This window comes from Neolewinella maritima, from assembly GCF_923081025.1.
Classification (GTDB): domain Bacteria; phylum Bacteroidota; class Bacteroidia; order Chitinophagales; family Saprospiraceae; genus Neolewinella; species Neolewinella maritima.
The window spans coordinates 62292-87917 of the sequence record NZ_CAKLPZ010000002.1 but is presented as its reverse complement, the minus strand read 5'-3'; the positions used below and the strand labels follow the sequence as shown (position 1 = coordinate 87917).

Annotated in this window: 20 protein-coding genes and 1 pseudogene; 6 read left to right on the top strand and 15 right to left on the bottom strand. The window is 62.4% G+C overall.

What is annotated here, in order from left to right; all coding sequences use genetic code 11:
• Positions 1-44 precede the first annotated feature (44 nt).
• The 5 genes and pseudogenes from MJQ68_RS08770 to MJQ68_RS08755 all read right to left on the bottom strand — a co-directional run bounded on the left by MJQ68_RS08770 (position 45) and on the right by MJQ68_RS08755 (position 6120).
• Positions 45-1919 carry a glycoside hydrolase family 3 protein gene (locus tag MJQ68_RS08770; protein ID WP_238750669.1) on the bottom strand — a complete coding sequence of 625 codons (1875 nt, stop codon included), beginning with the start codon at positions 1917-1919 and terminating at the stop codon, positions 45-47.
• Positions 1920-1966: 47 nt separating this feature from the next.
• Complete coding sequence (locus MJQ68_RS08765; protein WP_238750668.1) at positions 1967-3463, bottom strand: DUF1593 domain-containing protein; 1497 nt, start codon at positions 3461-3463, stop codon at positions 1967-1969.
• A 279-nt stretch (positions 3464-3742) separates the two neighbouring features.
• Entirely contained in the window at positions 3743-4183 is a 441-nt protein-coding gene (locus MJQ68_RS18015; RefSeq protein ID WP_406612896.1) for a nuclear transport factor 2 family protein, read from the bottom strand.
• Positions 4184-4870: 687 nt separating this feature from the next.
• Positions 4871-5074 (bottom strand): annotated as a pseudogene (locus tag MJQ68_RS18010) (cupin domain-containing protein); the annotation flags it as partial.
• A gap of 233 nt (positions 5075-5307) precedes the next feature.
• Complete coding sequence (locus MJQ68_RS08755) at positions 5308-6120, bottom strand: hypothetical protein (RefSeq protein ID WP_238750666.1); 813 nt, start codon at positions 6118-6120, stop codon at positions 5308-5310.
• A gap of 147 nt (positions 6121-6267) precedes the next feature.
• Between MJQ68_RS08755 and MJQ68_RS08750 the strand changes: the two genes are divergently transcribed.
• Positions 6268-6867 (top strand): hypothetical protein, encoded by a 600-nt coding sequence (locus tag MJQ68_RS08750; RefSeq protein ID WP_238750665.1) that lies wholly within the window; start codon positions 6268-6270, stop codon positions 6865-6867.
• 13 nt (positions 6868-6880) lie between these two features.
• On the opposite strand, the gene MJQ68_RS08745 is transcribed toward MJQ68_RS08750, so the two are convergent.
• Complete coding sequence (locus MJQ68_RS08745) at positions 6881-7699, bottom strand: DUF4440 domain-containing protein (RefSeq protein WP_238750664.1); 819 nt, start codon at positions 7697-7699, stop codon at positions 6881-6883.
• 36 nt (positions 7700-7735) lie between these two features.
• A complete protein-coding gene (locus MJQ68_RS08740) occupies positions 7736-8833 on the bottom strand; it encodes an alpha/beta hydrolase (protein WP_238750663.1) in 1098 nt (365 codons plus the stop codon).
• 293 nt (positions 8834-9126) lie between these two features.
• Here MJQ68_RS08740 and MJQ68_RS18005 point away from each other — a divergent pair, with 293 nt between their 5' ends.
• Positions 9127-9375, top strand: coding sequence for an AAA family ATPase (locus MJQ68_RS18005; protein WP_406612771.1), 249 nt, complete (start codon positions 9127-9129; stop codon positions 9373-9375).
• A 118-nt stretch (positions 9376-9493) separates the two neighbouring features.
• Here the strand turns inward: MJQ68_RS18005 and MJQ68_RS08735 are convergent, their stop codons facing one another.
• The 7 genes from MJQ68_RS08735 to MJQ68_RS08705 all read right to left on the bottom strand — a co-directional run bounded on the left by MJQ68_RS08735 (position 9494) and on the right by MJQ68_RS08705 (position 19046).
• On the bottom strand, positions 9494-11662 hold the full coding sequence (locus MJQ68_RS08735; protein ID WP_238750662.1) for a xanthine dehydrogenase family protein molybdopterin-binding subunit: 2169 nt from the start codon (positions 11660-11662) through the stop codon (positions 9494-9496).
• A gap of 74 nt (positions 11663-11736) precedes the next feature.
• Entirely contained in the window at positions 11737-12729 is a 993-nt protein-coding gene (locus tag MJQ68_RS08730; protein ID WP_238750661.1) for an FAD binding domain-containing protein, read from the bottom strand.
• Between the two features lies 1 nt (position 12730).
• The gene (locus MJQ68_RS08725) at positions 12731-13537 is read right to left on the bottom strand and encodes a 2Fe-2S iron-sulfur cluster-binding protein (protein WP_238750660.1); all 807 of its coding nucleotides are present in this window, start codon (positions 13535-13537) and stop codon (positions 12731-12733) included.
• Between the two features lie 176 nt (positions 13538-13713).
• On the bottom strand, positions 13714-14760 hold the full coding sequence (locus MJQ68_RS08720; RefSeq protein WP_238750659.1) for a glutathione synthetase: 1047 nt from the start codon (positions 14758-14760) through the stop codon (positions 13714-13716).
• 46 nt (positions 14761-14806) lie between these two features.
• Positions 14807-16657, bottom strand: coding sequence for a flavohemoglobin expression-modulating QEGLA motif protein (locus MJQ68_RS08715; protein WP_238750658.1), 1851 nt, complete (start codon positions 16655-16657; stop codon positions 14807-14809).
• A 6-nt stretch (positions 16658-16663) separates the two neighbouring features.
• Positions 16664-17470, bottom strand: a complete 807-nt coding sequence (locus tag MJQ68_RS08710) for an N-formylglutamate amidohydrolase (protein ID WP_238750657.1) — start codon at positions 17468-17470, stop codon at positions 16664-16666.
• Between the two features lie 97 nt (positions 17471-17567).
• The gene (locus tag MJQ68_RS08705; protein ID WP_238750656.1) at positions 17568-19046 is read right to left on the bottom strand and encodes a T9SS type A sorting domain-containing protein; all 1479 of its coding nucleotides are present in this window, start codon (positions 19044-19046) and stop codon (positions 17568-17570) included.
• A 282-nt stretch (positions 19047-19328) separates the two neighbouring features.
• Here MJQ68_RS08705 and MJQ68_RS08700 point away from each other — a divergent pair, with 282 nt between their 5' ends.
• A complete protein-coding gene (locus MJQ68_RS08700; RefSeq protein ID WP_238750655.1) occupies positions 19329-20240 on the top strand; it encodes a sugar phosphate isomerase/epimerase family protein in 912 nt (303 codons plus the stop codon).
• Positions 20241-20303: 63 nt separating this feature from the next.
• Positions 20304-21326: an alpha/beta hydrolase gene (locus MJQ68_RS08695; protein WP_238750654.1), complete on the top strand. Its 1023-nt coding sequence runs from the start codon at positions 20304-20306 to the stop codon at positions 21324-21326.
• On the opposite strand, the gene MJQ68_RS08690 is transcribed toward MJQ68_RS08695, so the two are convergent.
• Complete coding sequence (locus MJQ68_RS08690; protein WP_238750653.1) at positions 21327-23696, bottom strand: outer membrane beta-barrel family protein; 2370 nt, start codon at positions 23694-23696, stop codon at positions 21327-21329.
• 165 nt (positions 23697-23861) lie between these two features.
• On the opposite strand from MJQ68_RS08690, the gene MJQ68_RS08685 reads away from it, so the two are divergent.
• The gene (locus MJQ68_RS08685; RefSeq protein ID WP_238750652.1) at positions 23862-24830 is read left to right on the top strand and encodes a DUF4198 domain-containing protein; all 969 of its coding nucleotides are present in this window, start codon (positions 23862-23864) and stop codon (positions 24828-24830) included.
• Complete coding sequence (locus MJQ68_RS08680; protein WP_238750651.1) at positions 24831-25511, top strand: HupE/UreJ family protein; 681 nt, start codon at positions 24831-24833, stop codon at positions 25509-25511. It begins immediately after the preceding gene.
• Positions 25512-25626: the final 115 nt, after the last annotated feature.

Sequence of the window (25626 nt, the reverse complement as noted above, 5' to 3'; positions counted from 1 at the left end):
TATCTTGGTCTGCAGTGCGTTGATCTGGTTGAATAAGTAGGGTATTAGTAGGTCAGGCCCTCCCCGTATCCGTACAGCGCATTTTCGCTATCGTGGGGCACATCCGTCAGCTGAGCCTCCACCGCCTCCATACTGGACGGCAGCTCGAAGGGCAGCTTACCCCGGGGGGCTACCCGACCGAACACTACCTCGCAGACCGAACGATCGCTAGCCCCATAGTTGCACAGCAGCGCACTGGCGGCCCCGGCAATTTCCGGAATGACGGCCGGCCGGTCCAGGTACAGGCTCACGATGGTCGGTACGGTGCGTTCCAGCTCCAGAATACGCTCCTTCTCCGCCCCCTTGAAGTCGAGGTCGCCGTGGTGAAACCCCTTAGCGAAGGGGTTATCCGTTTCCACCGGTACCCAGGGGGTATTGAGCCGGATGATGGCGAAGTCGGCTTCCTCGGGCGTGGCTACGACGGTCGCATACCCGGCCACTACCGCGCTGTCCATGTTCTCGACGTAGACCTTCAGACTTCCCTCGGCCAGGGGCAGGGCACCGTCTTCGTTTTTGAGCAGTGTCATGGAGGCTTGCTGGCTGAGCTGGCCCAGTCGCAGCGATGCGGTATCGGCAAACACACCGGCTATAGCGGCTTCGTCTACGAAAGGATCGTCGAACAGCCCGAGGGCGAACTTCACGCGGAGCAGCCGGCGTACAGACTCATCGATCCGCTCCTCGCTTAGCTTACCCTCCTCTACCAATTGCACCACCAGCTCCGGGCGATTCTCGCCACCGAACTGGTCACAGCCGGCCTCGATGATGCGCTGCACGCGGTCTACCTCACTCAGGTCCTCTACGCCCCAGGCCCGGGCGGGCCACACGACCGGTCCCATGCGGGTATCGCTGACCAGTCCCCAGTCGGTACACACGACCCCATCGTAGCCCATCTCTTCGCGCAGCAGGGTGGTGATGATGGCTTTGTTGTAGGCCATGGCGACGTTCTCCTCCGTCTGGTCGGTGGGCACGCCGTAGTAGGGCATCATGGCCGCCGTGCCCGCCTCGATGGCTGCCCGGAAGGGGATGAGGTGGTAGTCGAAGTTGTCGCCGGGGTAGATCTGCCCCTCCTGGAACTCGAAGTGGGGGTCCAGGCCGTTTTTCTGTGGCCCGCCGCCGGGAAAGTGCTTGGTCATGCAGGCTACGCTCTTGGCGCTGAGGCTATCGCCCTGCATACCCTGTAAGTAGGCTACCACCAGGCGGGCGGTCAGCTCGGCATCCTCCCCGAAGGCCCCGTTGATGCGCGGCCAGCGCGGCTCGGTGGCCAGGTCGACCTGGGGGTGGAGCGCCTCACGGATGCCCACGGCTACGTACTCACCGCGAATCACCTCAGCGGCCTGTTTCATAAAGTCGGCCTCACCGAGGGCGGCAAAGCCCAGCGTCTCACAGAACTGCGTAAAGCCGGTAGCCTCCATAGAGAAGATGTTCTCGCTGAAGTGATTGCGCGGGTCGGAGGCGATGGTCACGGGAATACCTAGCCGCGTCTCCCGGGCGGCGGTCTGCACACGATTGTACCAGGCGGCGAACACGGCCGGGTCGGCGGGTACGCTCCAGATATTGAAGTGATTCATCCGCCGCTCGGTGAGGTGCTCCAGGGCGGAGGGCATCATGGCCGCCGGACCGGTGATGCCTTCCTTACTCGTGGGGTCGCCGCTAAGGCTCACCCCCGTACCGTTGATGAACAGCATCCCGGCCTTTTCCTCCAGATTCATCTGGCCGAGGAGGTCGGTGACCCGCTCTTCAGTGGGCCGGGTAGCGTCCTCGTAGGGGTCCATGCGGCCGTTCTTGTTGAGGTCGGTGTAGTCGGCTTCGGTAGTGCTGATCTGTGCAAAGGCCAGCAGGATAAATACGGGAAGTCCGCAGAGAATGTATTTGATCGACATAGCGAGGGGTATACTAAAATGAACAGCAAAGTACGTCCGCAGGCCGGCTACGCTCCGGTAAGCACTACCCGCGTGTACCGCGTCAGGGGTACCGCGCCGCCGTCCGTTACCGATACGATGAAGTGGATGGTCTGCCCGGACTCCAGGTCGCGGGGCACGTCGACGCGCAGTTCGGGCCCATCCAGTATGATCATAGCTTCCCCCGGATAAGTATCGACTTCGCCGTACTGCCACCAGTGATAGTACAGCGCGTCGCCGTCCGGGTCAGTAGCTGTGGCCCGCAGGACGAGCTTCTCACCGGGCGTGACCGTCAGACGATCCTCCCCGTCGATACGCACGGAAGGCGGATGGTTAGCCGCCTCATAGGAATACACGCACCAGTCTGCCCGGGCGGCCAAGTCGCGCTGCAGCGCGGGTAGCCAGCGGACGAGCGCGTACTGCCGATCACTTCGCCCGCTATAGGAGTTGTAGTCGACTGCGTCCTCCCAGCGGCCGGCCACACTATCGGACCGCACGAGCCGCCCGCCCCAGCCGCCCCAGTCGGGATGCGCAAGCTGGTCCAGGCCCACGTCGACGAGGTGAAGAAAGGCCGGCGAATCCCCCTCGGAGATGAAGTCGTAGGGCCGAAAGCTGCCCCACTGTGCGCTGTCCAGGCGGGTCGAGTCGCCGTGGATGTGCTCGGGGTCGCCGGCCTGCTGCTTCCCGTCGCCGTAGCTGTAGTAGGCGGCCGTAAGCGGTCCGTGAGCCTCAACAACGTGCGTACGCATAAAGGACCCTTCCAGCCAGTGGCGCAATTCTTCCGGCACGACCTTTTTCCAGTTGTACGCCAGTGCACCGAACTGCCCGGTGTTGTAGAGCACGGGAATGTCGGCCCAGGTCCCAGCAATGTAGTCGCGGTAGGTCGCGTCCTGATCCATGATCAGGTAGAGCACCGCCTTGGCGCACACCCCACGGTATACCTCCGGCCAGGCCGGCGTGCCGGCGTAGCGATCCTCGATACTCTTCAGGGCACGGGCTATGGTGTTGGTGCCGCCCCAGGCCTGTAGGTACAGCTGGGTAGAATCGCCGTCCAGCAGTAAGTCGCGAATGAAGTCGGAGCCCTCCGTATCCTCCTCCATCTCCCCCTCGAAGGTGATGTTACCCACCTTGACGAGCGCCAGTAGGGAGTCCGGAGCGGGGTAGCCGTCGGCGTGGGTGGAAAGCACCGGGTAAACCTCCCCGTAGGCCGCGATCAGCTCCTGCATCCACTGCTCGCCGGGCCAGCGGAGTTCGCTGCGCTGGCCGTATAGCTCGCGGGTCATGTCCATGGCCGAAGTCATGGTCGTGCCCTGCCCATCTCCCTTGTAGTGCCACATCGAGCTGCTGTACACCAGCCCCTCGATTTGCATTTCGTTTGCGTAGAGTAGCAGGCGGACGAAGGAGTCCACATCATCGATCTCCCCGTCGGTGGTGATGACGGTGCGGGGTCTTTCCTGAGCGGCAAACTGCCCCCGGAGCGGGAACGTAAAGGCCAGTAACAAACACGCGATGTACAGGTAGTTCATAAGACGAGGCATTAGGGGCGGGGCCGTCCCGACGAAGTACGGGACTAGCTGACGCGTCGCCGGTGCAATGTTCTGGAAGGTAAGGCGCGTACACGTAGTTGCCCGTATACGGTGAAGCCATCGCTATTCTAGCGCTGGGAGGTGTGCTGTGCAGAGCAAGCGCAGCGATTTCCCGCACTGTTCTCCCCCCCTGATCGATACCAACCGCAACCGACTGACGCTATAGGGGCTACAGGCGGTAGTGTTTGCGGGATAACTTTTGGTGATTCTCGCCAAACCCTAGTGCTCGATCTCGTGGGTATCCCGTACGCTGCTGAAGGTCATGCCCAGCATTTGCCAACCCCCCTCCTGCTGCTGATAGACCTCCGTGACGGTAAACTCGTTGGATACCGTGTTGCCCCGTACCTCGGCCGTCAGCGTGATCCGGTTCCAGAGCATGACGGTGTTGCCGGATACCTCGACCACTACGTCGTGCACGTCGGCCTTGGCGTAGTGGATACTGCCACTTTCGATGATCTCGAGCTCGCGGGCCTTTCCCCAGCTCCCGCTCATGTGGACGAAGCGGGCCCCGTCGCCGAACAAGGCGGCCAGGGAGTCTACCTGCTTGTCTGCCATCCACTGCCACTTTTTCGCGGACAGCTCGGTGATCTCCCGCTCGACGTCGGACGCAAGCTCCCCCGTACCGGTAGTTGCAGTAGCGGCCTGCTGAATGGCAAGCAGTTGCGCCTCCGAAAGCGCCAAATTCCGCGCAATGCCCAGATGCCCCTGTAGCATCGGCTCCACCCCCTCCATGCTGGTCAGGGCGGCGATCACGGCCACCTCCCGGTCGCGGTAGCTAAGCACGTCGCGCTCGAAGAGGTCGGCAAAGAGGTGCTCCTTCAGGAAAACATCGATGACGGGGGCGAAGTCGCCATAGTCCGAGCGGCCCTCCATCGGCCGACCGATCAGCTCCTCCAGCACGGCCTTGCCCCGCGCGTACTTCGGCTGGTCGTAATCTGTCAGACTGGCTTCCGTTCCCACTGCATCGGTGATGCCGCGCTGCTCACGCTCCTCCACCACGGCCATCAACGTCCGCAAACCCTGGATGCTACGTGGAAAGCCCGTATAGGCATAGAGGTGCACGAGCACTTCTTTGCATTCGTTCACCGTGAGTCCGGCATCGAGGGCCTCCCCCAGGGCGGTCCGTAATTCTTCCATGCGGGCCCGCGTATTCAGGCTCGCGATGGTGGTAATGTGGTGGTAGCGGTCCTCCGGGCTCGCTTCGCTATCGGTTGCCGATGATTCCTGTGGATCGTCCGCCCGGTATTCCGCTTCCGTTACCGGTGCCCCCCAGATGACCCGCCCCCGGGGGTGCTCCTTGGTCATAGCTAGCTGTACGAACCACCGATCGGGAGCCGCCCCGTGCCAGTGTTCCACGTCGGGCGGGCACTGCACGGTTTGCCCCTTGTGCAGTACGCGGACCGGCGTGCCCCGCTCCTGGTAGTAGCCCGTGCCGTCGAGCACCAGCAGGGTCTGTCCGGCGGGGTGGTGGTGCCAGTTGCTGCGTACGCCCGGCGGGAAGGTGACATTGCCCACCGCTACGGGCTGCTCCGCGTCGTCGATCTGTAGCATCCGTTCCACCCAGACCGGGCCGCCGTCAAAGTTTTCGCTCTCCAGACGCTGCCCGGCGGGAAAGATGGTGTTGACGCTATCGGGCGGCAACTCCCGTGGCTGGGCAAGCAGATGGGCGGGGCCGCAGGTGCAGAGCACTCCGAAAAGGAGCAGGGTGAATGAGTAGGTATATCTTGGCATAGTAGTAATTTTTGTCTTTCGGAAGTTCATTGCACCCGCGGCCCCGGCGGAACTTACGGTAGCGCTTGCTGCGGCCTATAATCTACGAAGCGCCGGTTGAAGGTGTAGCGCAGGGAGATATTCCAGACCAGCACCCGCTCCGGCGCAATCTCGGTGCTAATCTTGTGGTTGAGGATGGATTCCAGGGCCAGCGGCACCCGCGCGTGTTGCACCCTAAGGGTAGCCGAGCCGTAGTAGCCCTGCAGGTCGTCGGTACGTAGGTAAAAGGCACTGGGAAAGGCCTGTAGCGACCAGTCGCCCACCCGGGCCAGGGGAGTTAGGGCGGCGTTGAGGGTAAGGAAGTGGGTGCGCTGTACGCCGTCGTCGAAACCCCAGCCGCTGAGGTAGTACAGGCCTAGGCTGAGCCGGTCGGTAAGCCGGTAGCTGGGCACTACTTCGGTAGCCAGGTAGCGCCGGGCCTCGATGACCTCCTCCGGCGTTCCGTCGGGCGTACGCTGCATATCCACGGTACGGAAGTTCATCGCCGGATGGGCACCGACGCGCAGGCTGAAGCGCCGGTCGCGCAGGACCCGATAGCGCCACCAGAAGAGCATGGACCAGGGCTTGCCCTCTAGTGAAAAGCGCAGATCGGGCTCGAAGGTCAGCCGTCCGCGGCCCACCGCCAGGTTGAAGATGAGCGCCGGCTTGTCGAGTGAGAAGGTGGGAATAATGGAGATGCCGTTTTGCGTCAGGGTAAGGGTGCCGGAGAAGCGGCTGACGGTGTCGGGGCGGACCGATTGCGCGCAGGCCACCGGACCAAGTAGCAGTAGCCACAGCAGCACGAACAGCGGGCCGGGGGCGCAGGGGTAAGGATGGATGCAACGCATTGGGCAAAGGTCGAGCGCAGGCAGGTCCGTAAGCATACCCCGGTTACGGGGGGAGCTACCTCAGTTACGGGAACGGGGCAGAACATCCGGCGACCGCGTAACGGCTACCAGTGGGAGGCCATGAAGGAACTGTAAACTACCCCGCCCATGGATGCTATCCTCCTCCGCCTGCTGCTGACCGCTACCTTCCTACTACTAGTCGCAAGTTGCGCCTCCGTAAATACCGGGGGAGATACCGAGGCGCCGATCCTGGAAGTACGCGCCCTGCACGGGCCGGGCGATACCAAGCTGTACCGCAGCTCCCGACCGGGGGTCGATATCGAGGGGCTGGGCTGCCCCGATGGCAAGTTTTCCGGGGCCTACATCACGGACCTATCGGCTGGGTATATGGACCTGAGCGTCACTTCCATCGACCCCGGCGGCACCCGCGCGCTCAATCTGGAGATCACCCCCGTACGGGTAGCCGATGTGGTAGACATCGAGTGCGTCACCTGCTTTGGGGAGGACCCCGGGATAGAAGTCAGCCAGACAGCACCCCTGGAGGTCACGGTGACGACCGACCTGGCCAGTATCACTCCGCGCAACCTGCACACCCTCACCTTCCGGGTCACGGGCCTCGACACCGTACTTACGATCAACGCCGAGGCCATCGACCTCAACGGCAACCGTGTCATATTCGTCGAGAACCCGAGCGGATTCTACGCGGCCGACATCCTCGACGACGGAGTATGCTCGATCGTACCCTGACCGGTGCCCGCGCCTACCGCTCCAGTAGCCGGGTAAACGACAGCGAGGCCAGCTTCCAGTCGCCGGCTACCTGGGTGTAGACCTCGGTGACCTCAAAGGGGTTGGTGACTTCGTTGCCGCCCACCACGGCCAGCAGCACGATGTTGCTCAGCACGATGCCGGTGTTGCCGATGACCTCTACGGACTCATCGCGTATGGTCGCCTGCTTGTAGTGGATTCCGCCGCTGCGGATCACCTCCACTTCGCGATCCTTGCCCCAGCTGCCACCCATGTGCACGAACTTGGCCTGGGGGTGAAAGAGCTCGGCGAGCCGGTCGGCGTCTTTATCGGCCATCCACTGCCACTTGTCGCGGGAGAGCTGCAGCAGTTCGGTACCTATAGACGACTGCGCGTCGATGGAGTCGTAGGCTTCCTGGCTTACGGCTTCCTTCCATTCGGTCGGGGCGTTGCCGGTGATGGCCAGGTACACGACCCCTTCATCTGGCGTAGCGCCGTGCCAGTGCTCCACGCCGGGGGTACACTTGACGATGTCACCCTTGCGCACCACCCGCACGGGCCGGTCGCGCTCCTGGTAGTAGCCGACGCCGTCGGTGATGACGAGCTGCTGGCCGGCGGGGTGCAGGTGCCAGTCGAGCTTTGCGCCGGGGGCGGAGGTGGCTACGGCGAGGTGGTAGTCAAAGTTACCCGTTGTATCGCTAGGCTGGTACAGCCAGATGTCACCGGTGTGGTGCGCGTTCCCGGGGGCCTTACTGCCGAGGGGGAAGGTGCCGGAGGTCTGGGCGGCGGCGGTAGTGACGAGGAGGCAGTAGAGGAGGGTGAGGTAGTTATTCATGGTTGGTTTGTTGTGGAGAAGGTAGTATAAGTGCGATCAATCGAGCCCCTTCTCGGATAGCCAGTCGCGCAGTAGTTGGGCCACCTCCCGGTTATTCAGGTCAGACATGGGGAAGTGGGTGTTGCCCCGTAGGCCAAGGTCGGGCAGCCGTACCAGGGTCGCGTCGCCGCCGTGGGCGTTGACGGTCTCGGTCCAGCGGCGGGCCATGGCTACTGCCGCTCGCCACTGTTCCTGACCAGGATTGGCTACCGGGGCATCCGGAATGTAGTCGCCGTAGTAGATAACGATGGGAATTTCGGTCAGCCGCAGGAAAGTATCCAGCGGCACCCCCCGTGCCCGCAGCGTACCGCCGACGTAATCGATGGAGTCGGGTACTTCGCCCTCCGGAAAGACAAAGTTGCTGCCGGGCTCGTAGGCGGCGATGCCCCGGATGTTGTCGTTTTCCAGGGCAGCAAGCCAGCCCTGCCCGCCGCTGTGGGAATGGGTCACCAGCACGGCGGGGCCGATGGTGTCCAACACGGCGGAGACGGCCGCTACGTTCACGTCAATATTTAGCGGGCCGGTATCCGGCGTGATCTGCCGGTAGAAGCGATCGAGGGCGGCGGGGTCACGGCTGAACTGGACGTCGGGGTAAAACTCCGTGCCCTCCCCGAGCCGAAAAATACCGAACCAAAGCTGATCATCGGTAGCCGCCGCGATGGTGGTGGGCTGGGTACTGCGTCCAGACAATCCCCGCCGCGGCTGATCGAGCAGGTAGACCGGGAACCCCTGGCGCAGGAAGAGGGTCTGGAAGCCCTCGCGGCCGTCCGGGGTGGTCTGCCAGGTGCGCATGGACTGTCCATACCCGTGCCAGAACACCAGGGGTAAAGGGCGGGCCTCTGCGGGCACCTGGTAAAAGACGGTGGCGTGATCGCCGTGCAGTGTTTGTCCGGCCGTAGATTGACTAGCGGGGTTGAAGGCACCGTCGGCGACGGGGTCGAAGGTGCCGGGGCTGGTCACGACGGTGCCCCCAGCGGTGAAGCTGCCCTGGCGCAAGAGGGGGATGGGCTCGGGGGTTGTCGTCGCTGTATCGTGCTGGGCGAGGCTGGCGGTGGTGATCAGTAGCAGGCACAGGAGAAGAAGGTAGTTGTACATAGACCGTTAGTACGTTGGAGGGCTACACAAAGGTCAGTGTTACTCATGGGGTGCAGGCTACCCCGGCTACGGGTAGGTGTACCCGGGTTACCGGTAGATGGTTCGGCACAAGAAACCAAGTAACTACTTCTCAGCAAGCTATAGGCTGACCCAGCTGATGGACAGCGTCCGATACGGTACCATTGAAGTAGCCACACGTGAAGATCCGAAGTCTTACGACAAGTTAACCCCTATTTTAGCCGAAAATACCGGCTAAATAACCCCTATTCTAGCCGAAATATATAGTTTGCAGCGTGGAAGAGCTAAAATTCCGATTTGCGGAACAATACCTGAATGATTGGCGACAACGTCCGACGCGCAGACCGCTACTCTTGCGTGGAGCCCGGCAAGTGGGTAAGTCGACGCTGGTACGCAAGCACGGAAGGTCATACGATCACTTCGTAGAACTCAACTTGGAGCTACCGGCGGATCGGGTCCTATTCGTGGCCCCGCCCCGTCCTACCCAAACTACCGAAGTGTCAACCCTAGGCATGGTTTGCTAGCCCCCCTTAGACAGCCGTACTATTCCCTCCCCTTGCCTTCTGACAAACCGCCGTGGCTCACTTTGGCGACCTGGTGAAAAGGGATACCGGTCGGTCGCCCCAGGAACACATCCACCCATTACACTACCCCAGGCTCCCGCTCCTTCATGATCACCGTCTCCGGCGTGATGGGCAGCTCCCGAAAGCGCTTACCCGTCGCATTGAAGATAGCATTAGCGATGGAGGCGGCCACGCTGGTGATGCCCAGCTCACCGATGCCCTTGACGCCCATAGCGTTGGCGATCTTGTCTTCTTCCGGTAGAAAGATGACCTCGATCTCAGCCATGTCCAGATTGACTGGCACGTGGTAATCGGCGAAGGAGCGGGTGATGAAGTTGCCGAAGTTGGGCTCCACCTTGGTGCGCTCCGCGATGGCCATACCGGCGCCCATGGTGAGGCCGCCGATGATCTGTCCGTAAGCCGTTTTGGGGTTGAGGATCTGACCGGCCGAGCCGACGTTCACCATCCGCTTGATGCGGAACATGCCGGTGTCCCTATCCACCCACACCTCGGCGAAGTTGGCGCCGAAGGAGTAGACGGAGTGCTGCTCGAATTCCTCGGTAGGCTCCGCCGTTCCCTCTGCTGTGTAGCGGGTGAGCTCGTTGTCGAGCAGGAGGCGTTCGATGCTAACGTCGGTAGCAGTTATCCCGGCCTTTTGCTTCAGCTGCTCGATGGCCTGCAGGCAGGCGGCGCGGGTACCGTTGGCGAAGGAGGCGGCCCCCCAGGATCCCCCGGAGCCGGGCGAATCGGGAAAGTCGGAGTCGCCGAGTTCTACCGTGATCCGTTCTACGGGGATACCGAGGTACTCGGCGGCGGTTTGAGCCACGATGGTATAGGTGCCGGTGCCGATGTCGGTAGCGCCGGTCTGGACGGTAGCGTAGACCTCCCCACCCGTCACTTCTAGCAGCACCCGGGCGGAGCTGGTCTTGTAGGGGGCGGCCCGGGCGGCGCCGGCCACGCCGTAGCCGACCAGCCAGTTGCCCTCCTCGCGGGAGTTGGGTTTAGCGGGCCGCTGATCCCAGCCGAACTTATCCGCGCCGATGCGCAGACACTCCGTCAGCAGGCGAGACGAAAAGGGCTTGCCGTTGCTGGGGTCGGTCTGGGTATCGTTGGCGATGCGGAAGTCTACCGGGTCCATGCCCAGTCTCCAAGCCATCTCGTCCATGGCGCACTCCAGGGCAAAGCTGCCGGTGGCCTCTCCGGGGGCCCGCATGGCGAAGGGCGTCTGGAGGTTGAGCGGCATCAGTCGGTGGGTGACCCGTGCGTTGGGCGAGGCGTAGAGCATCTTGGTGGGCGTGCCGCACTGCTCCTGGTACTGCTCGTAGGTGGAGGTATGGGACAGCGTCTCGTGCACCAGTGCGGTGAGGGTACCATCCTTCCTGGCCGCGATCCTGAACTTCTGTTCGTTGCGTTGCCGCAGCGTGGTGTTGGTAAACATCTGCGTGCGCGTCACCGTGAGCTGCACTGGGCGCTCGATCAGCTTGGCCGCCATGATGGCCAGCATGACGTGACGTTCGGTCTGCAGCTTGGAGCCGAAGCCGCCGCCGACGAAGGGTGCGATCACCCGCACGTCGCTTTCCGGAATGCGGAAGGTCTTGGCGATGGTGGTCACGGAATTCTCGACCATCTGCTGACTGGCGTAGACTTCGACCTTACCGTCCGTCCAGCTGGCGATCGCGCTGTGTAACTCCATCGGGTGGTGGTGCTCAATGGGAGTGATATAGGTCATTTCCAGCTGCTCGTCGGCCGATGCCAGACCACTGTCTACGTCACCGCGGGTGTAATCCGACGCTTCGTCCGGCACGTAGGCTTTGTACCGACCTGCCTCGAAGTCGGTCACCGCTGTTTCCTGAGCATAGTCTACCTGGATCAGGCGGCAGGCGTACTGGGCCTGCTCCAGGGTTTCGGCTACGACCAGACCGATGTATTGACCGTAGTAGTGTACCTCCGGACTCTGCAGTACGGCCATGGGCGAGCTGGTGCCGATGGCGGGCATTTCTTTATCGTGCCCCTGCAGATCGAGCGCGTTTTCGTGGGTGATGACCTTGATGACACCGGGCTGCGCCAGGGCTTCGGACGTGTCGATGGATACGATCTTACCCTTTGCGACGGTGCTGTTGATGCCCTGGGCGTATACCCGGTTCTTTACTGGAAACTCGGCGGCGTACTTCGCCATGCCCGTGACCTTCAGCCGGCCCTCTACGCGGCTGATGGCTGCACCCGTTCCGCTCGTTATCTGCTTTTTCATGACGTATGCTTCTTTCCCTCTCCCCCGGCCCCTCTCCATGGGAGAGGGGAGAAGGCACGGGTTATTGTAGAATGTTAGGCTTCTCGGTTATAGGCCTGGGTGAGGGCGCGTACGATGGCACGCTGCCCCATGGGCACCTTGTATTCGTTCTGGGAGAGGGTGCGGGCCTCCCGCATCTCTAGTTCGGCGGCCTGCTCGAAGTGCGCTGCCGTGGGTTCCTTACCGACCAGGTAGGCTTCCGCACGGCTAAGCTTCCAGGGCATGTGGGCTACGCGGCCCATAGCCAGCCCGGCCCTGGTGATGGTGCCGTTCTCAATCTGTAGGCCCGCGGCTACGGAGACCAGCGCGAAGGCGTAGCTCGACCGCTCACGGATCTTGAGGTAGTAGTAGTGATCCGCGAAGACCGGGGCGGGCAGGTGGATGGCCGTGATGAGCTCACCCGCTTCCAGATTGGTGTCTTTTTCAGGCTGATCGCCGGGTAGCCGGTAGAAGTCGGTGATGGACAGCGTCCGCGTGCCGCCCCCGGGCTGCTGTACCGTTACACTCGCATCGAGGGCAGCTAGTGCGGCGCTCATGTCGGAGGGATGGGTGGCCACGCAGTGCTCCGACCAGCCGAAGATGGCGTGGGTGGCATTCATACCGTTCAGGGCACCGCAGCCCGAGCCCGGCTCCCGCTTGTTGCAGGGCATGGAGGTCTCGTAGAAGTAGGGACAACGGGTGCGCTGCAGCAGGTTGCCGCCGTTGGTTGCCATGTTGCGGATCTGCGCGGTAGCCGCCGCTAGCATGGTCATGGACAGCAGCGGATAGTTCTTGCGGATCTCCGGGTGGTTGGCCGTAGCGGAATTGCTGAGCATGGCACCGATGGTGTAGCCGCCATCCGTATCACGGGTCACCTCCGCGTAGGGTAGGTCGGCGACTTCGATCACGTGGGTGGGGCGCTCCACGTCCTCCTTCATCAGGTCGAGCAGGTTGGTGCCGCCGCCAAGGTATTTCGCCTGGGGGTTGGTGGTGGCTGCCGCCAGGGCGTCCTCCCGGGTGGGGGCGGGTACGTAGGTGAATGGTCTCATCTTAGCTTTTTTTGGCGGCTTGCTGCAGTTGCTCCGCGGTGGCGAATGTCCAGTTGCCGGCGGCCCGCTCGCCGAACTGTACCTCCTGGATGGCCCGTACGATATTGTTGTAGGCTCCGCAGCGGCAGATGTTGCCGCTCATGCGCTCGCGGATCTCTTCTTCGGAGAGTTCCAGGTTCTTATTGATGTCCGTAACCTCTTCGGTCACGTAGCTGGCCTCTCCCCGCTTGGCTTCTTCCAGTAAGGCGACCGAAGAGCAGATCTGCCCCGGTGTGCAGTAGCCGCACTGAAAGCCGTCGTGCTTCAGGAAGGCGGCCTGCATGGGATGTAGCTCGCTGCCCGCGGCCAGTCCCTCTACAGTGGTGATCTCCTTGTCGCCGCAGGTAGCGGCCAGCGTGAGGCAGGATAGCTTGCGGGTACCGTCTATCATCACGGTGCAGGCACCGCACTGTCCCTGATTGCAGCCCTTCTTGGTGCCGGTCAGGGCGAGGTGTTCGCGCAGGGCATCGAGCAGGGTAGTGCGGGAGTCGACGGTCAGGGGATTCGTCGTACCGTTGACGCGCAGAACTACGTCGAGCTCGTTCAGTAGGCCCTCGGGCGGACGGGTCGGCAGTGCTGCCACGTCGGTGTCCGCGCCGCCACCAGCGAAGAGTGGCGAGGCTAGCAGGCTCAGGCTGGCGGCGGAGACCCCGGTCAGGAACTTCCGGCGCGACGCGCCAGTAAGGCCGAGTTGGGTAAGGATGCGCTCTTCGTCTTCGGTAAAGGTGCGCTCTGCGGGATCCGCCGGTGTTTGTTCGGGCTGCTTCATGGCTACGTTGATTGGTACACTACACTATGCATGGGACGGATGCGTGCGGGCAGTTGTTTAGCCCGGGTAGTTCGTGCAGGACATTTAAGTGGACATTCACCGCACCTGCGCGCCGCCGCCCTGGAGTGCATCCGTGAGAGGGTTCGTGGTGACCGGTGGGAAATGCTCGTCTGATCCTACATCGTCGCGATCATCCGGTTGGAGATGCGGGTGCCGTAGTTCTGCTTACATAGTATTTTGCGCTCCAGGGCCTCCACGACTGGTGTGGTGAAGTCGACGCCCTCCAGCAATCCGGCTCCGCGCAGGCCGCCGGGGCTTTCCAGATTGATCTCTAGGAGTCGGTCGCCGGCGATGTCGAGGCCGACGAGGAACATGCCGTCGGCGATCAGCTTGGGACGGATCATCTCGATCATCCGCAGCATGTCGGGAGTGATCTCGGCTTTCTTGGCCGAGCCTCCGGCGTGGAGGTTGTTACGGATATCGTCTCCGGCAGACATGCGGTGTACGGCGGCGTAGTGGCCGTCTACCATCAGGGGGCTGCCGTTCATGAGGAAGAGGCGAATATCCCCTTCCGCCGCGGCGGGCATGAACTCTTGGGCGATGACGTAACCCTGCTGGGCGATCACCTCGACGATCTGCTTGAGGTTTGGGTGGTCATCTTCCCGTACGACAAACACGTTCTTACCGCCGGAGCCCAGGAGGGGCTTAAGGATGATGTCGCTTCCTTCCTCTTCCGCGAAGCGCCGGATATCTTCGATGCGGCGGGTGATGATGGTGCGCGGCCGCACGCTCTTCGGAAACTGTTGGAGGTACATCTTATTGAGCGCATGGCTCAGCCCGAAGGGGTCGTTGACGACGATCGTATCCTGCTGGGTGGCTAACTGGCCGAACATCAGGGCGGCGCTGGAGGCCCAGGGGCGCTCGGCGGCGTCTTCGCCCGGGTCGTTGCGCAGGTAGATGAGGTCCAGCTCGTCGGTGTGCACCGGACGGGCGTTTTCCAGGTTGCCGTGCAGGGCCTCGTGGTATTCGTCGACGGTCGTGTAATCACCGGCAGGGGCAAAGTGACCGAGCCCGCCGACGCGACCGTCCCGCACGTAGTCGAGCCGGCCCACATCCAGGTAAAAGACCTCGTGCCCCCGCTGGTGAAGCCGCTGGGCCAGTACGGTGGTGGTGAATTTGGGCCCTTCGGTCTCTACACGATTAACGACGAATGCAAGTTTCATAAGAATGGATTAGGGGGGATGAAGGAAGGGTGTAGAAAAGCACGGGCTAGGCCGAAGGGAGTAAGTCGAATACGGTCATACCGGCCTGCAACTGCCTGAGTTTAGGATAGCCGGCGGCGCGGTCTTCCCGGTAGTAGCGGGGGATAAGCGGAGGAGGCCGTAGAATGCCCCGCTCCCGTAGCTCATCGAGCAGGGGCACGTAGTCGAGCCGCAGCTTACCGACGAAGAGCGGTTCGAGCGACCCGCCCCGCCGGAGATGGTCCAGCAGTTCTACGAGTCCGCGGAGATAAACGGCGTCCTTAGTGAAGCCACCGCCCCGGTAGATACGGGCCGTGGTGTAAAAGGCGCTACGTGCCGGCAGGCCGTGATGTTCGTGCAGGAGCCGAAAAGTATCGGCAAAGCCGTGCCCCCGCAGCATGTGGGCGATGCCGACCACCCGGGCGGCCAGCACCCGCATCCGCTCGACGGTCAGTCCGCCCACAAACCACTCGCTGAGCACAGCCAGCCCCTCCTGGAGGTCCTCGTAGCCCGGGGTACCCGAGTGCAGGAGCGTCAGGGGCTGCGCCCGCCCGTTCCAGTAGGTGAGTACGTGGGTGCCGATCTCGTGCTGCAGCAGGGCATCTACCCGCGCGCGGGGCACACTCAGGCGGTGACCGATGTGCATGACGCCCTGGGAGACCATCAGTCCGCTCATATCGTCGCGCACTACGGCGCGGGGGGCGGCCGTTGGGTACTGCGCGGTGAGGTAGCTGAACTCGCGCTGGCAGTCGGCCAGGAAGGTCTCGGCGCCAATGCGGTCCGCTTGGTGCTGCCCTCCACCCGAAGCAGCGGCCGGCGGCAGAGCGAGCAGGCGGTTGGCGATGTCCAGTAGATCATCCTCTACTCCCCCAAAGACCTGCATGCTGCCGTAGCGGAAGTTCGGGGTGCCGCGGTGGGCAAGCATATCGAGCATGCGCAGGCTTTCGTCGCGCTTGTCGCGCAGGATGAAGGCCAGGGTAGCGTCGTTGACGTGCTCGATAGGCAAGTTGAGCAGGTCGCGCTGGAGCGCCTCGGGGTCGACCGGCAGGAAGCGGTAGTGGAAAGTGGGCTCCGTGCGGTACCCCGACTGGGTGAACTCCTCGAAGGCTTCGTCGTCGTTCGTAGCGGTCACCAGCATCAGAAAGGGGAAGCTGGTCGAAATGTCGACCAGCCGGCGGTCGATGTCCCAGACCAGGTCGCTCACCCGGTGGTTGGCCAGCTGATGGAAGTGGCTGGCGTTGTAGGTGGTCTGCAGGCGCACGAAATCGAAGAAGGTGCGCCGCAGTGCGACGTGCAGCCGATCGCGCAGTTCCCGCAGCACGAGGGGGAAGGGCTGACCATCATCGCGCACGAAAAAGCCGTTGACCTCGATACCCAGCGAAAGGACGTCCTGGTGCTGCGGTGCGTTGGCGGCTATGAACGTGCTGACGTGGTCTGCTTCGGGGTGCTGCGTCACCGCTAGCACCGGCAGGTTCGTACGCCTACCCATCTCGCCCAAATTACCGAGTAAGGACTCGACGACGGCTGTCGGCGGGTCGGTCGGCGGATGTACGGTAATCCTCGGCTCCCGCTCATCTTCATTGATCCATAGCTCAAGCAGCAGTACGCCACCGAAGCGCTCCGCCAGGAAATCCGTAATGGCCTGCAGATACTCAGCGAATTCGGGGGCGGCACCACCGGGGGGCAGTACCACGTAGGCTGTCTCCTCCGCATGCAGGGCGAAGCGGCCGGGCGCCCCCCCGTAGCGGTAGATGGTCAGGAAGGGGACAGCCCGGGCAAAGTAGAGCTCCCCGCCGCCGGGCAAACTAAGGTGCAGGGGCTCGCCGCCCTCCAGCTGCGCCAGGGCGGCCTCGGTATCGTAGGTGGTGGTATCGGGCATGTAGGCTTAGCTGGATTGTCCCTGCTGTACACGCTGGCGTGCCGCAAGTACGGGATCGAAGGTGGAAGACAGCGCGCCCTGCAGGTCCTGCAGTACTGCCTGATCGAGCACATTGGTGTGCTCGTCCATGAAGACTTTCTTAAACTCTACGGAGAGTACACAGCTCACGTCCGGGAACCGATCATGGATCCAGAGATTGAAGTGGCCACCGTCGAACTTGACGTTTTCGCGTACGTCCAGCGGCTTGCCGTCGAGGGTAGCGCCCTTGCGCATGGTGGTCAGAAAGGTGTCTACCACCGGGGCCCACTTCTTGCGGTTCATGTTGCCGGTGCCGACGTTGACGACGGGGTTGGCCTCCGGGTCGGCCGGTTGGCGATCGTTGTCCTCCCGGCGGTGGTTGTAGGAGTGGATATCGTAGAGGACGAAGCTGCCGTAGCGCTCTACTACCCGCTCCAGAAACTGCCCGACCTCTCGGTAGAAGTCGTCGTAGCTCGCCAGTGAGCGTTCGATCATTGCGGCGTCGGGGCGCTCTTGCCAGACGGTGAGTCCCCAGGCGTCGGCGGGCTCTAGGTAGACGGCCCGTTCGCGGCTGCGGTTGAGGTCTACTTCAAAGCGGCTATAGTGGCCCACAACATGGGGCTCCCGCAGGCGGGCCCAGCTGGCGGTATGGGGATCTTCTTCGTACAGGCGCTCTTGCTTGCTCAATGCGAAGCGGCCGGTGAGCTCATCGCGTACGGTGCTTCCGTCGTGTACCGCCGTCAGGATCAGGGGGGCCGGTGCTCCGGTAAGGGTAAAGGCGGGTTGCTCGTTCATACCCGTCCAACCTCGTAGGCTGGCGGATGTTTGGTGGGCTGCCCCGGCAGTAGCACGGCCGTAGCGTGGGTGAGGTCCCGGGGATGTATGCCCTGGCCTACTGCTTAATAAATCGCCCCGCACTCACCACTGCAGACTTCACCGGTCGGATGAAGTACGTGCCGGCGGGCAGTCCGCTGACGTCCATCGTCAGGATGCCGGATCCCCCGCCCTGATGGTGCGATTGGGTCTTCCCGTTTGTATCGGTGATGATGAATGTAGGGGGCTGCACGGGTTTGAGCTGAGCCAGGTTGAGGTACAGTTGCCCATCCTGCACTAGTGTAGGATAAACGATCAATTGCCGATTCGCAGCGGATGTCCGCCCGTTCGACAGGTACTGCACCGGAGAAAAGCTGAAGGTACCGTCGTAGTCCACCTGCCGGATGCGGTAGTAGCTACCCTTGCCCGCCGAGCCGGCGTGGACGTAGGTATAGGTGATCGGCTCGGTAGACGTGCCGGCGCCGGGCAGGCGGGTCACGCTGTGCCACTGCCTGCCGTCCGTGCTTTGCTCTACGGAGAAGTAGGCATTGTCCGTTTCCCGCTGGGTGGTCCACTGCAGGCGATGGCCGCCGGCGGTAGCTACCACGCTGAATCCCGCGAACGTGACCGGCAGCGTACTCAGCAGCGCGGCATTGATGCAGTCCGTCCGGCAGTCGAACAGTTCGCAGCCACTCAAGCTACTACAGGAGGTGCAGCCGGTGCTGTTGGCGTCCAGGGCACCGATGTCCGAGGCGTTCTTGCCGCCCAGTACGCTGGTGGCGTTGCCCGAGTTAGCCGTTCCGCTGGCGATGTAGAGCGTGTTGGTGTTGGTATTCGAGGGAATACCGAGGTGGACCAGTGATACGGGAAAGGTGATGAAGGACGGCGTTGGGGTATTACAGCCCCCGCTGGAGGCGGCACAGGCTACCTGAGCATCGAGATTGGACACACACTGGCCACAGAGCGTCGAGGTGAAGGTGGTCGATCCATCGACGTCGTACACGCTCACTCCCTTCTTGCCGCCGGCGTTGGCAAACTGCACCTCGCGTTCGAAGCCCTGGTTACCGCAGGTGCTGTTGGCGTCGATGCCCGGCCCGTAGGTCATATCGCTATCGATCAGGAAGTTGTAGCCGAAGCTACCGTTGGGTGCCTTCGACAGGCGGAAGCGAAAGAGCATGAACTCATCCCCACTACTGGGCGTGCCGGGGGTAGGGTCGATGATGTTGTAGTAGGCAAAATCGCTGCCGTCGTCGTCGGTGATGAGATCGGCATTGCCACATACGGGGGTGACATCCCCGCTTACCTCACTAATGTCTATCAGTTTGACCCAGCCCGATACGCTGGCGTCGATCAGCTCGAAGGAGCCGGCTTCCGTGGTGCCATTGGTGAAGGGTGTGCCGGATTCCGTGATAAAACCATCTCCATCGGGGTCGAGGTACGCGTCATACACCGCGCTGGCGTGGGCATTGGTCACCGTTCCGGGTATGCACTGGGCGGTACTCAGCCCGGGTAGTAGACACAGGAGGGTAAGGGAGGAGGCAGCAGGTAGATAGGTCAATGAGCGCGTGTTGGTACAGGCGTAACGGCTCCCCCCGCTCAGTATTCCCCAAAATTATGTGTTAGACCACAATAAGATCGTTTAACTTGTTAGGCCTACTATCTCATAGCTTGACGGGGTGTGCGTATACACGATCGGGCGTAGAACGCCACGTAGGTCCGCTGGCGCACTACTCCCTCCCGGTTGCACACAGGCCAGGGCGGCTCGGTAGGGAAGGACAAGACTATTTGTTCCCGTCTACGCATCGACCGCTTGCAGCAAAAGGCTATCTTTCTGCCACTTATGGTACTACTCCGATCGCTCACCCTCCTGCTCCTCCTCTCACTTCTCGTCGCCTGCGGAAGTAATCGTACACCCCCCACATCGGATACCTCACCGCCCGAAACGGCTGCACAGACCACCGCCTCCTTCGGCGGCCTGGCCCTCTACACCCTGCGCGATACCCTGCCCATCGACCCCCGCGCCGTACTGCAGGAAGTAGCCGACGATGGCTACGCCTACGTAGAGGCCGCCGGCTGGAACGACGGTACCTTCTACGGTATGTCTCCCGCAGACTTCAAAGCCCTGCTCGACGAGGTAGGCCTCACCCCCATCAGCTCCCACCAGGGCGGCGCCACCGTCGAGAACCTGGACCAGATGATCGCTGACGTCAAGGCCGCCGGCTTCACCTACTTCGTCATCCCCGTACCGCCCATGGGTGCCTTCAGCTTCGACCCCAAGACCCGCACCCTGAGCATGAACCAAGATATGGAAACGGTCATGGCCAACATCAACATGATTGCCGCCAAGTGCGCGGCCGCAGGACTGCAGTGCCTCTACCACAACCACGACTTCGAGTTCCAGCCCGGTGAAGACGGCATCAAGCCTATCGACTACTTCATCGAAAACTCCAACCCCGACCACCTCAACTTCCAGATGGATCTCTACTGGGTCACCAAGGCCGGTGCCGACCCCCTAGCGTACTTCGCCAAGGCCCCCGGCCGCTGGAAGGGCTGGCACGTCAAGGACATGGACGCCCAGGGCCGCTTCGCCCCCGTCGGCACCGGTACCATCGACTTCGCCCGCATCCTGGCCGCCAGGGAGCAGGCCGGCATGGAGTTCTACCTGGTGGAGCAGGACCAGACCTTCAACGAAACCCCCATGGAAGCCATCTCCATCAGCCACGAGGGCCTGGAAACCATCGGCTTCGACTAGGGCCGCACCTGCCGACAATCCGCGCCGCGCCGCGAACCTACCTCTGCCATAATCCGCGGTTTCATGAGATTACTAAGCCTGCTGCTCATCACCTGCCTGCTGCACTGTCAGACCCCCGGCACCACTGCCACCGCACCCGCGTCCCCGCCCCACGAAGTGACCAAAGCCACTGATATATCCTGGGCCTCCCCCCGCGGCTTCGACCTGACGATGGACGTGTACACCCCGCAGACCGACCGCAAGTCCTACCCCGTGATCGTGATGTACCACGGCGGCGGCTGGCTGATCAACACCAAGAGCATCATGGACGAGCCGGCTGCCTACCTGGCCCGCCACGGGGAATACGTCGTCTGTAACGTCAACTACCGCCTGCTGGGCGACCTGGACAACAGCGTCACGATGGACGAGATCGTCGGCGATGCCTTCGGTGGCCTGCTGTGGGTGAAGGAGCACATCGCGGAATACGGTGGGGATCCCGACCGGATCATCGTCACTGGCGACAGCGCCGGCGGTCACCTGGCCGCCATGGTCGCTACCCAGGGACACCGGCTGTCGGCAACCGGCGAATTTGCCGCCCCCAACTACAGCTTCCGGCCCAGCTACCTGCCCGCTAGCGGTATTCCCGACGGCGGCGTGCAGGTACAGGCCGCTATCCTCAGCTACGGCGCGTTCGACCAACTGGGCTCGGCTCTGGGGGGCTTCGAAACGGCCGGCAATGTGTTCTGGCAGATGGGTGGTGCCGAGCCACGGGGTATCCTGGGCGATGACTACACCCCTACGGACGATGCGGAGCGCTACCGGATGGTATCCCCCCTGTACCTGATCGAGCCGGCCGCTACCCGCGACTACCCGCCGATGCTACTGACCGTGGGCTCCGAGGATGATCTGACCACGCCCGCCAGCATACGCACCTACATCGACAAACTGGAGGCCGCCGGCCACGATGACCTGCAGTACTGGGTGCACGAGGGCCGTCCCCACGCCTTCCTCGATTCGGGGAGAAACGAGTTTTTGGGCACGGAATTCACCCGCGATGCGGTGCCGGCCCTGGACTATATGCTTGCCTACCTCAACGAGCGGTTCTGACTACATCCGCCGCTGCTGGCCGCCGTACTGCATGGTCTCCCCCTTACCGAAACCGTAGCTGAAGCCCAGGGTGATGAAGCGGCCGCGCAACTGCCGGTTGTACTGGTACACATCCGCCCGGTCGATCACGCTTTCCTGGATGCGGGAGGCGAACAGGTCGCGCACGCTGAAGCTGACCGCGCCGCGCCCGTCGAACAGCCGCTTGCGCACGCCCAGGTCGGCAAACAGCTGGTCGCTCACTTCGGCCTGCACCGTCTGGAAGGCCGAGCGGTACTGCCCGGTCACCTCTAGATCGAAGTCGAGCGGCAGGTCGAACTTGGTGGTCACCTTGCCGCTGTACTGGTCGGCCGAAAAGTCGAAGGAGGTGCCCTCCAGCTCGCCCTGGCGGGCAAAGAAGTTGTAGTTGAGGTCGCCGGTGATGGTCATGAACTCGGCGGGGATAACCTTGGCGTTGAGCTCGATACCGGTGGACCGATTGGTACCGATGTTGAGCGGGGTGGTGATGCTGACGTTCTCCTCGAAGCGCGTGACCCGCTCCACCACGTCGGTCGTATAGCGGTGGTAGACGCCCAGGTTGAGGGAGGTCTCGCCTAATAGGAACACGCTGGTCAGCTCGTAGGAGTCCGTGTACTCGGGCTGCAGGTTGGGGTTGCCGACGCGCAGGTTGAAGTTGTTGCGGGGGTTGAAGAAGGGGTTGAGGTCCCAGAGCCGCGGCCGGAAGATGCGCCGCGAGTAGCCGGCCTGTACGGACACGCCCTCCGAGATCTTGTAGGAGGTATGGGCGCTGGGGAACAGGTTGGTGTAGGTCTGACTGTTGGCCTCGTTGGTGGTTTCCAGCAGGGTTTCCAGCTTGGTGCGCTCCGCGCGCAGGCCCACCTTAAGGCCCCACTGCTCGTATTCGTAGGCGCCGGTGCCGTAAAAGGCCAGTACGCGCTGGTCCCAGTTGAACACGTTGGTCAGGTCGGGATCGACGAGGAAGTCCAGCCCGTCGAAGTTACTCACCGAGAAGTCGTTATTGACGTCGTTGGTCACGTACTGGGTGCCGGTTTCGACGGTCACCCGCTCACTGACGGGCCGCACGTAGTCGATCTTGAAGGTGTTCTCCTGCTCTCCGAAATTAGTGCGGGTGCGCTGGCGGGCGTCGCGGTCCTCGCCCGATAGGGTCGTATTGGTGAATTCTGATGACTGGTCCTTAGAAAACAGGGTACCCAGGGCACTGACGAGCAGGTCGTGATCCTCGTGGTCCTCGAAGTCGCGTTTGTACGCCAGTTCGAACTGGTACTTGGGGTTGGTGGCTTCGGTGACCTCCTCGCGTCGCCAGGTCGACATGGCCTCGCCGCTGGCGTCCGTGAGCCGGAAGTTATTCAGCGAGGGCTGGTCCTCTACCTCGTAGGAGAAGTTGCCGGACAGCGTGATCACGTTGCGCGCATTGATGTGGTAGTCGGTGCCCAGCACGGCGTTGTAGTACAGCTCGTTGCGGTATTCGGTGCCTTCGCTGAAGACGGTCTGCCCGCTGAGCAGGTTCCGGTTCTCGGTCCGCTCCTCGTTGGGCAGTTCGCGGTAGCCCACGCCGAGCTGGCTGAACAGGTTGAACTTGTCCGTGCGCCGGTTGAGGCTCAGCCCTACGCTGTGGTTGTCGGGCGTGCCGGTGTTGACGCTGATGGCGCCGTTGAGCCCCTTGGCGTCCTCCTTCTTCAGTACGATATTGATGATGCCCGAGGTGCCCTCCGCATCGTACTTGGCCGACGGATTGGTGATTACCTCGATGGACTCGATCATATCGGCCGTGATCGTCCCCAGCAGATTACCCTGCTCGCTGGCGATGGCGGAGGGTTTGCCGTTGATGAGGATCTGCACCCCGCCACTGCCCCGCAGCTGTACCTGTCCTTCGATGGTCACGTTCACGGAGGGCACGTTATTGAGTACCTGCAGGGCGGAGGCCCCGGTGCTGCTCAGGTCCTTACCCACATTAAAGACCCGCTTATCCAGCTTGAATTCGGTCGTTGATTTTTCGGCCCGTACAGTAATCTCGTCCAGCGTCTGTCCGCGGGCGGTCAGTTCGATCACGCCCAGCTCGAGGGTTTTGCCGCTCAGGTCAAGCCCCTCCATCCGCCGCGTCTCGAAGCCGATGAAGCTGATATCGAGGTACACTCCGCCGGATTCCGTATCCAGGCTAAAGTAGCCGCTGGCGTCCGTCGTAGTGCCGCCGATACCGCTTCCGCTGGCCGCTTCCACCAGCAGTACGGTAGCAAACTCAATGGGCTGGCCCCCGCCCTGGTCCACCACCCGGCCACTGATGACGGTCTGGGCGCGTACGCAGGTGCACAGTAGTATGGTGAGGGCAAAGGTCAGTACAGCGGAGCGGAGCATGAGCGGCGGGCGATTTCAACAAAGCTACGGGCGGATCGCGTGCGCGTGGGGGGCGATCTACGGTCCGGGCGATCCATTCGACGGTTGGGGTGTAGTACCGCCAGTCAGAACCAAACCCGGCAGCCCGTCCGTAACTTTGGGACTACCTAAGCTCCCCCCACTTACATGAGACCATTTCTCTTCGTGCTTGTCGCCCTCGTCGTGCTCAGTAGCCACGATATGTACCTGCGGCTAGACAGCTACTTCCTCCCCCCCGACAGCGAGGCCACCATTCAGCTCTACAACGGCACCTTCGACCGCAGCGACAACACCATCGACCGGAGCCGGATGCAGGACGTAAGTCTGGTCGCTGGCGGCACCCGCACCCCCGTAGACAGCAGCCAGTGGCGGGAGGAAGGCGAGACCACCGTACTCGACTTCACGACCGGCGCGGCGGGTACTTATGTCGCAGGGGTTTCCACCCGTGCGCGCAGCATCGCCCTGGCCGCCGCTGACTTCAACGACTACCTCGAGCACGACGGAGTAGTAGACATGCTCGAAACCCGCCGCCGTACCGGTCAGCTGGAGCAGGACGCCGTAGAGCTATACAGCAAGCACGTCAAGACCATCTTCCAGGTCGGCGACCGCTGGACCGACGACTGGAGCACCCCGCTCCACTACCCCATCGAGTTCATCCCGCTGTCTAACCCGTACGATCTCCACGCCGGCGATTCGCTGCAGGTCGTACTACAGTTCCGCGATCAGCCCCTGTCCGATCAGTTGGTCCTGATCGGCAACGACCACGAACATAGCCACTCCCACGACGGCGATACCCACGCGCACGCCGGAGCGGAACTACGCACGGATGCCCGGGGTACGCTCACCATACCGATCGCCAGCGACGGCACCTGGCACCTGCGCACCATCCTGATGACCGAGTCGGAGCAGGAAGGCCTCACCCACGAATCTAACTGGGCCACCCTCACCTTCGCCGTCGATCATGGGCAGCCCCACAGCCACGCCGCCGGCGCGGAGCATGATCACGCGTATGGCCACGAGCACGAGCATACCTGGGGCATCCCCGGCTACGCTTACCTGCTGGGTAGCTTGGCGCTCCTGGGCGCACTATTCCTGTACTTCAACCGCCGGACGTAGGTGGGCGGCCCGACGCGGAGGCACTTACTCACGCTTTGCCTGCTACTTCCCCTCGGCTTACTTGCCCATGGCGTTACGGATGCCGATCAGGAGATACTCCGCAGCGGGGGCTTGCTGGCCTACATTCTGGTGGGAGCCAAGCACATGCTCACCGGCTACGACCACTTGCTGTTTCTGGCCGGCGTGATCTTCTATTTGAGTGGGCTGCGCGACATCGTGCGCTTCATCACCGTATTCACCCTGGGGCACAGCATCACCCTGATCGGTGCGACCTACCTCGGCATCACGGCCGACGAGCACCTGGTCGACGCCGTGATCGCCCTGAGCGTGCTCTATAAGGGCTTCGAGAACCTGGAGGGTTTCAAAAAGTGGTTCGGTGTATCCTCCCCCAATCTCCTGCTGATGGTCTTCGTCTTCGGACTTATCCACGGCTTCGGCCTGGCTACCCGGCTGCAGTCCTTCGAGATCGGCACATCGGGCTTCCTGGCTAAGATCATCAGCTTCAACGTTGGCGTCGAACTCGGGCAGGTGCTAGCGCTCATTCCGATCGTTTTCGTGATCACGCGCTGGAAGTCTAAGTCGAGCTATCCGGCCTTCTACCGAGCGGCGAACGTGTATTTGGTGATTGCCGGGGTGGGGCTGTTTGTGTATCAGCTGGTGGGGTATTTTGGAAATAGCTGACGCTATGCCCTGGGTAGCGTAATACTTATGAGGTAGGCAGACTTCCCGAATTACTTAGACAAGACTTCCCATTTTACTTAGTGTAAACTTCTCATTTTACTTAGCTGGGGGGTGG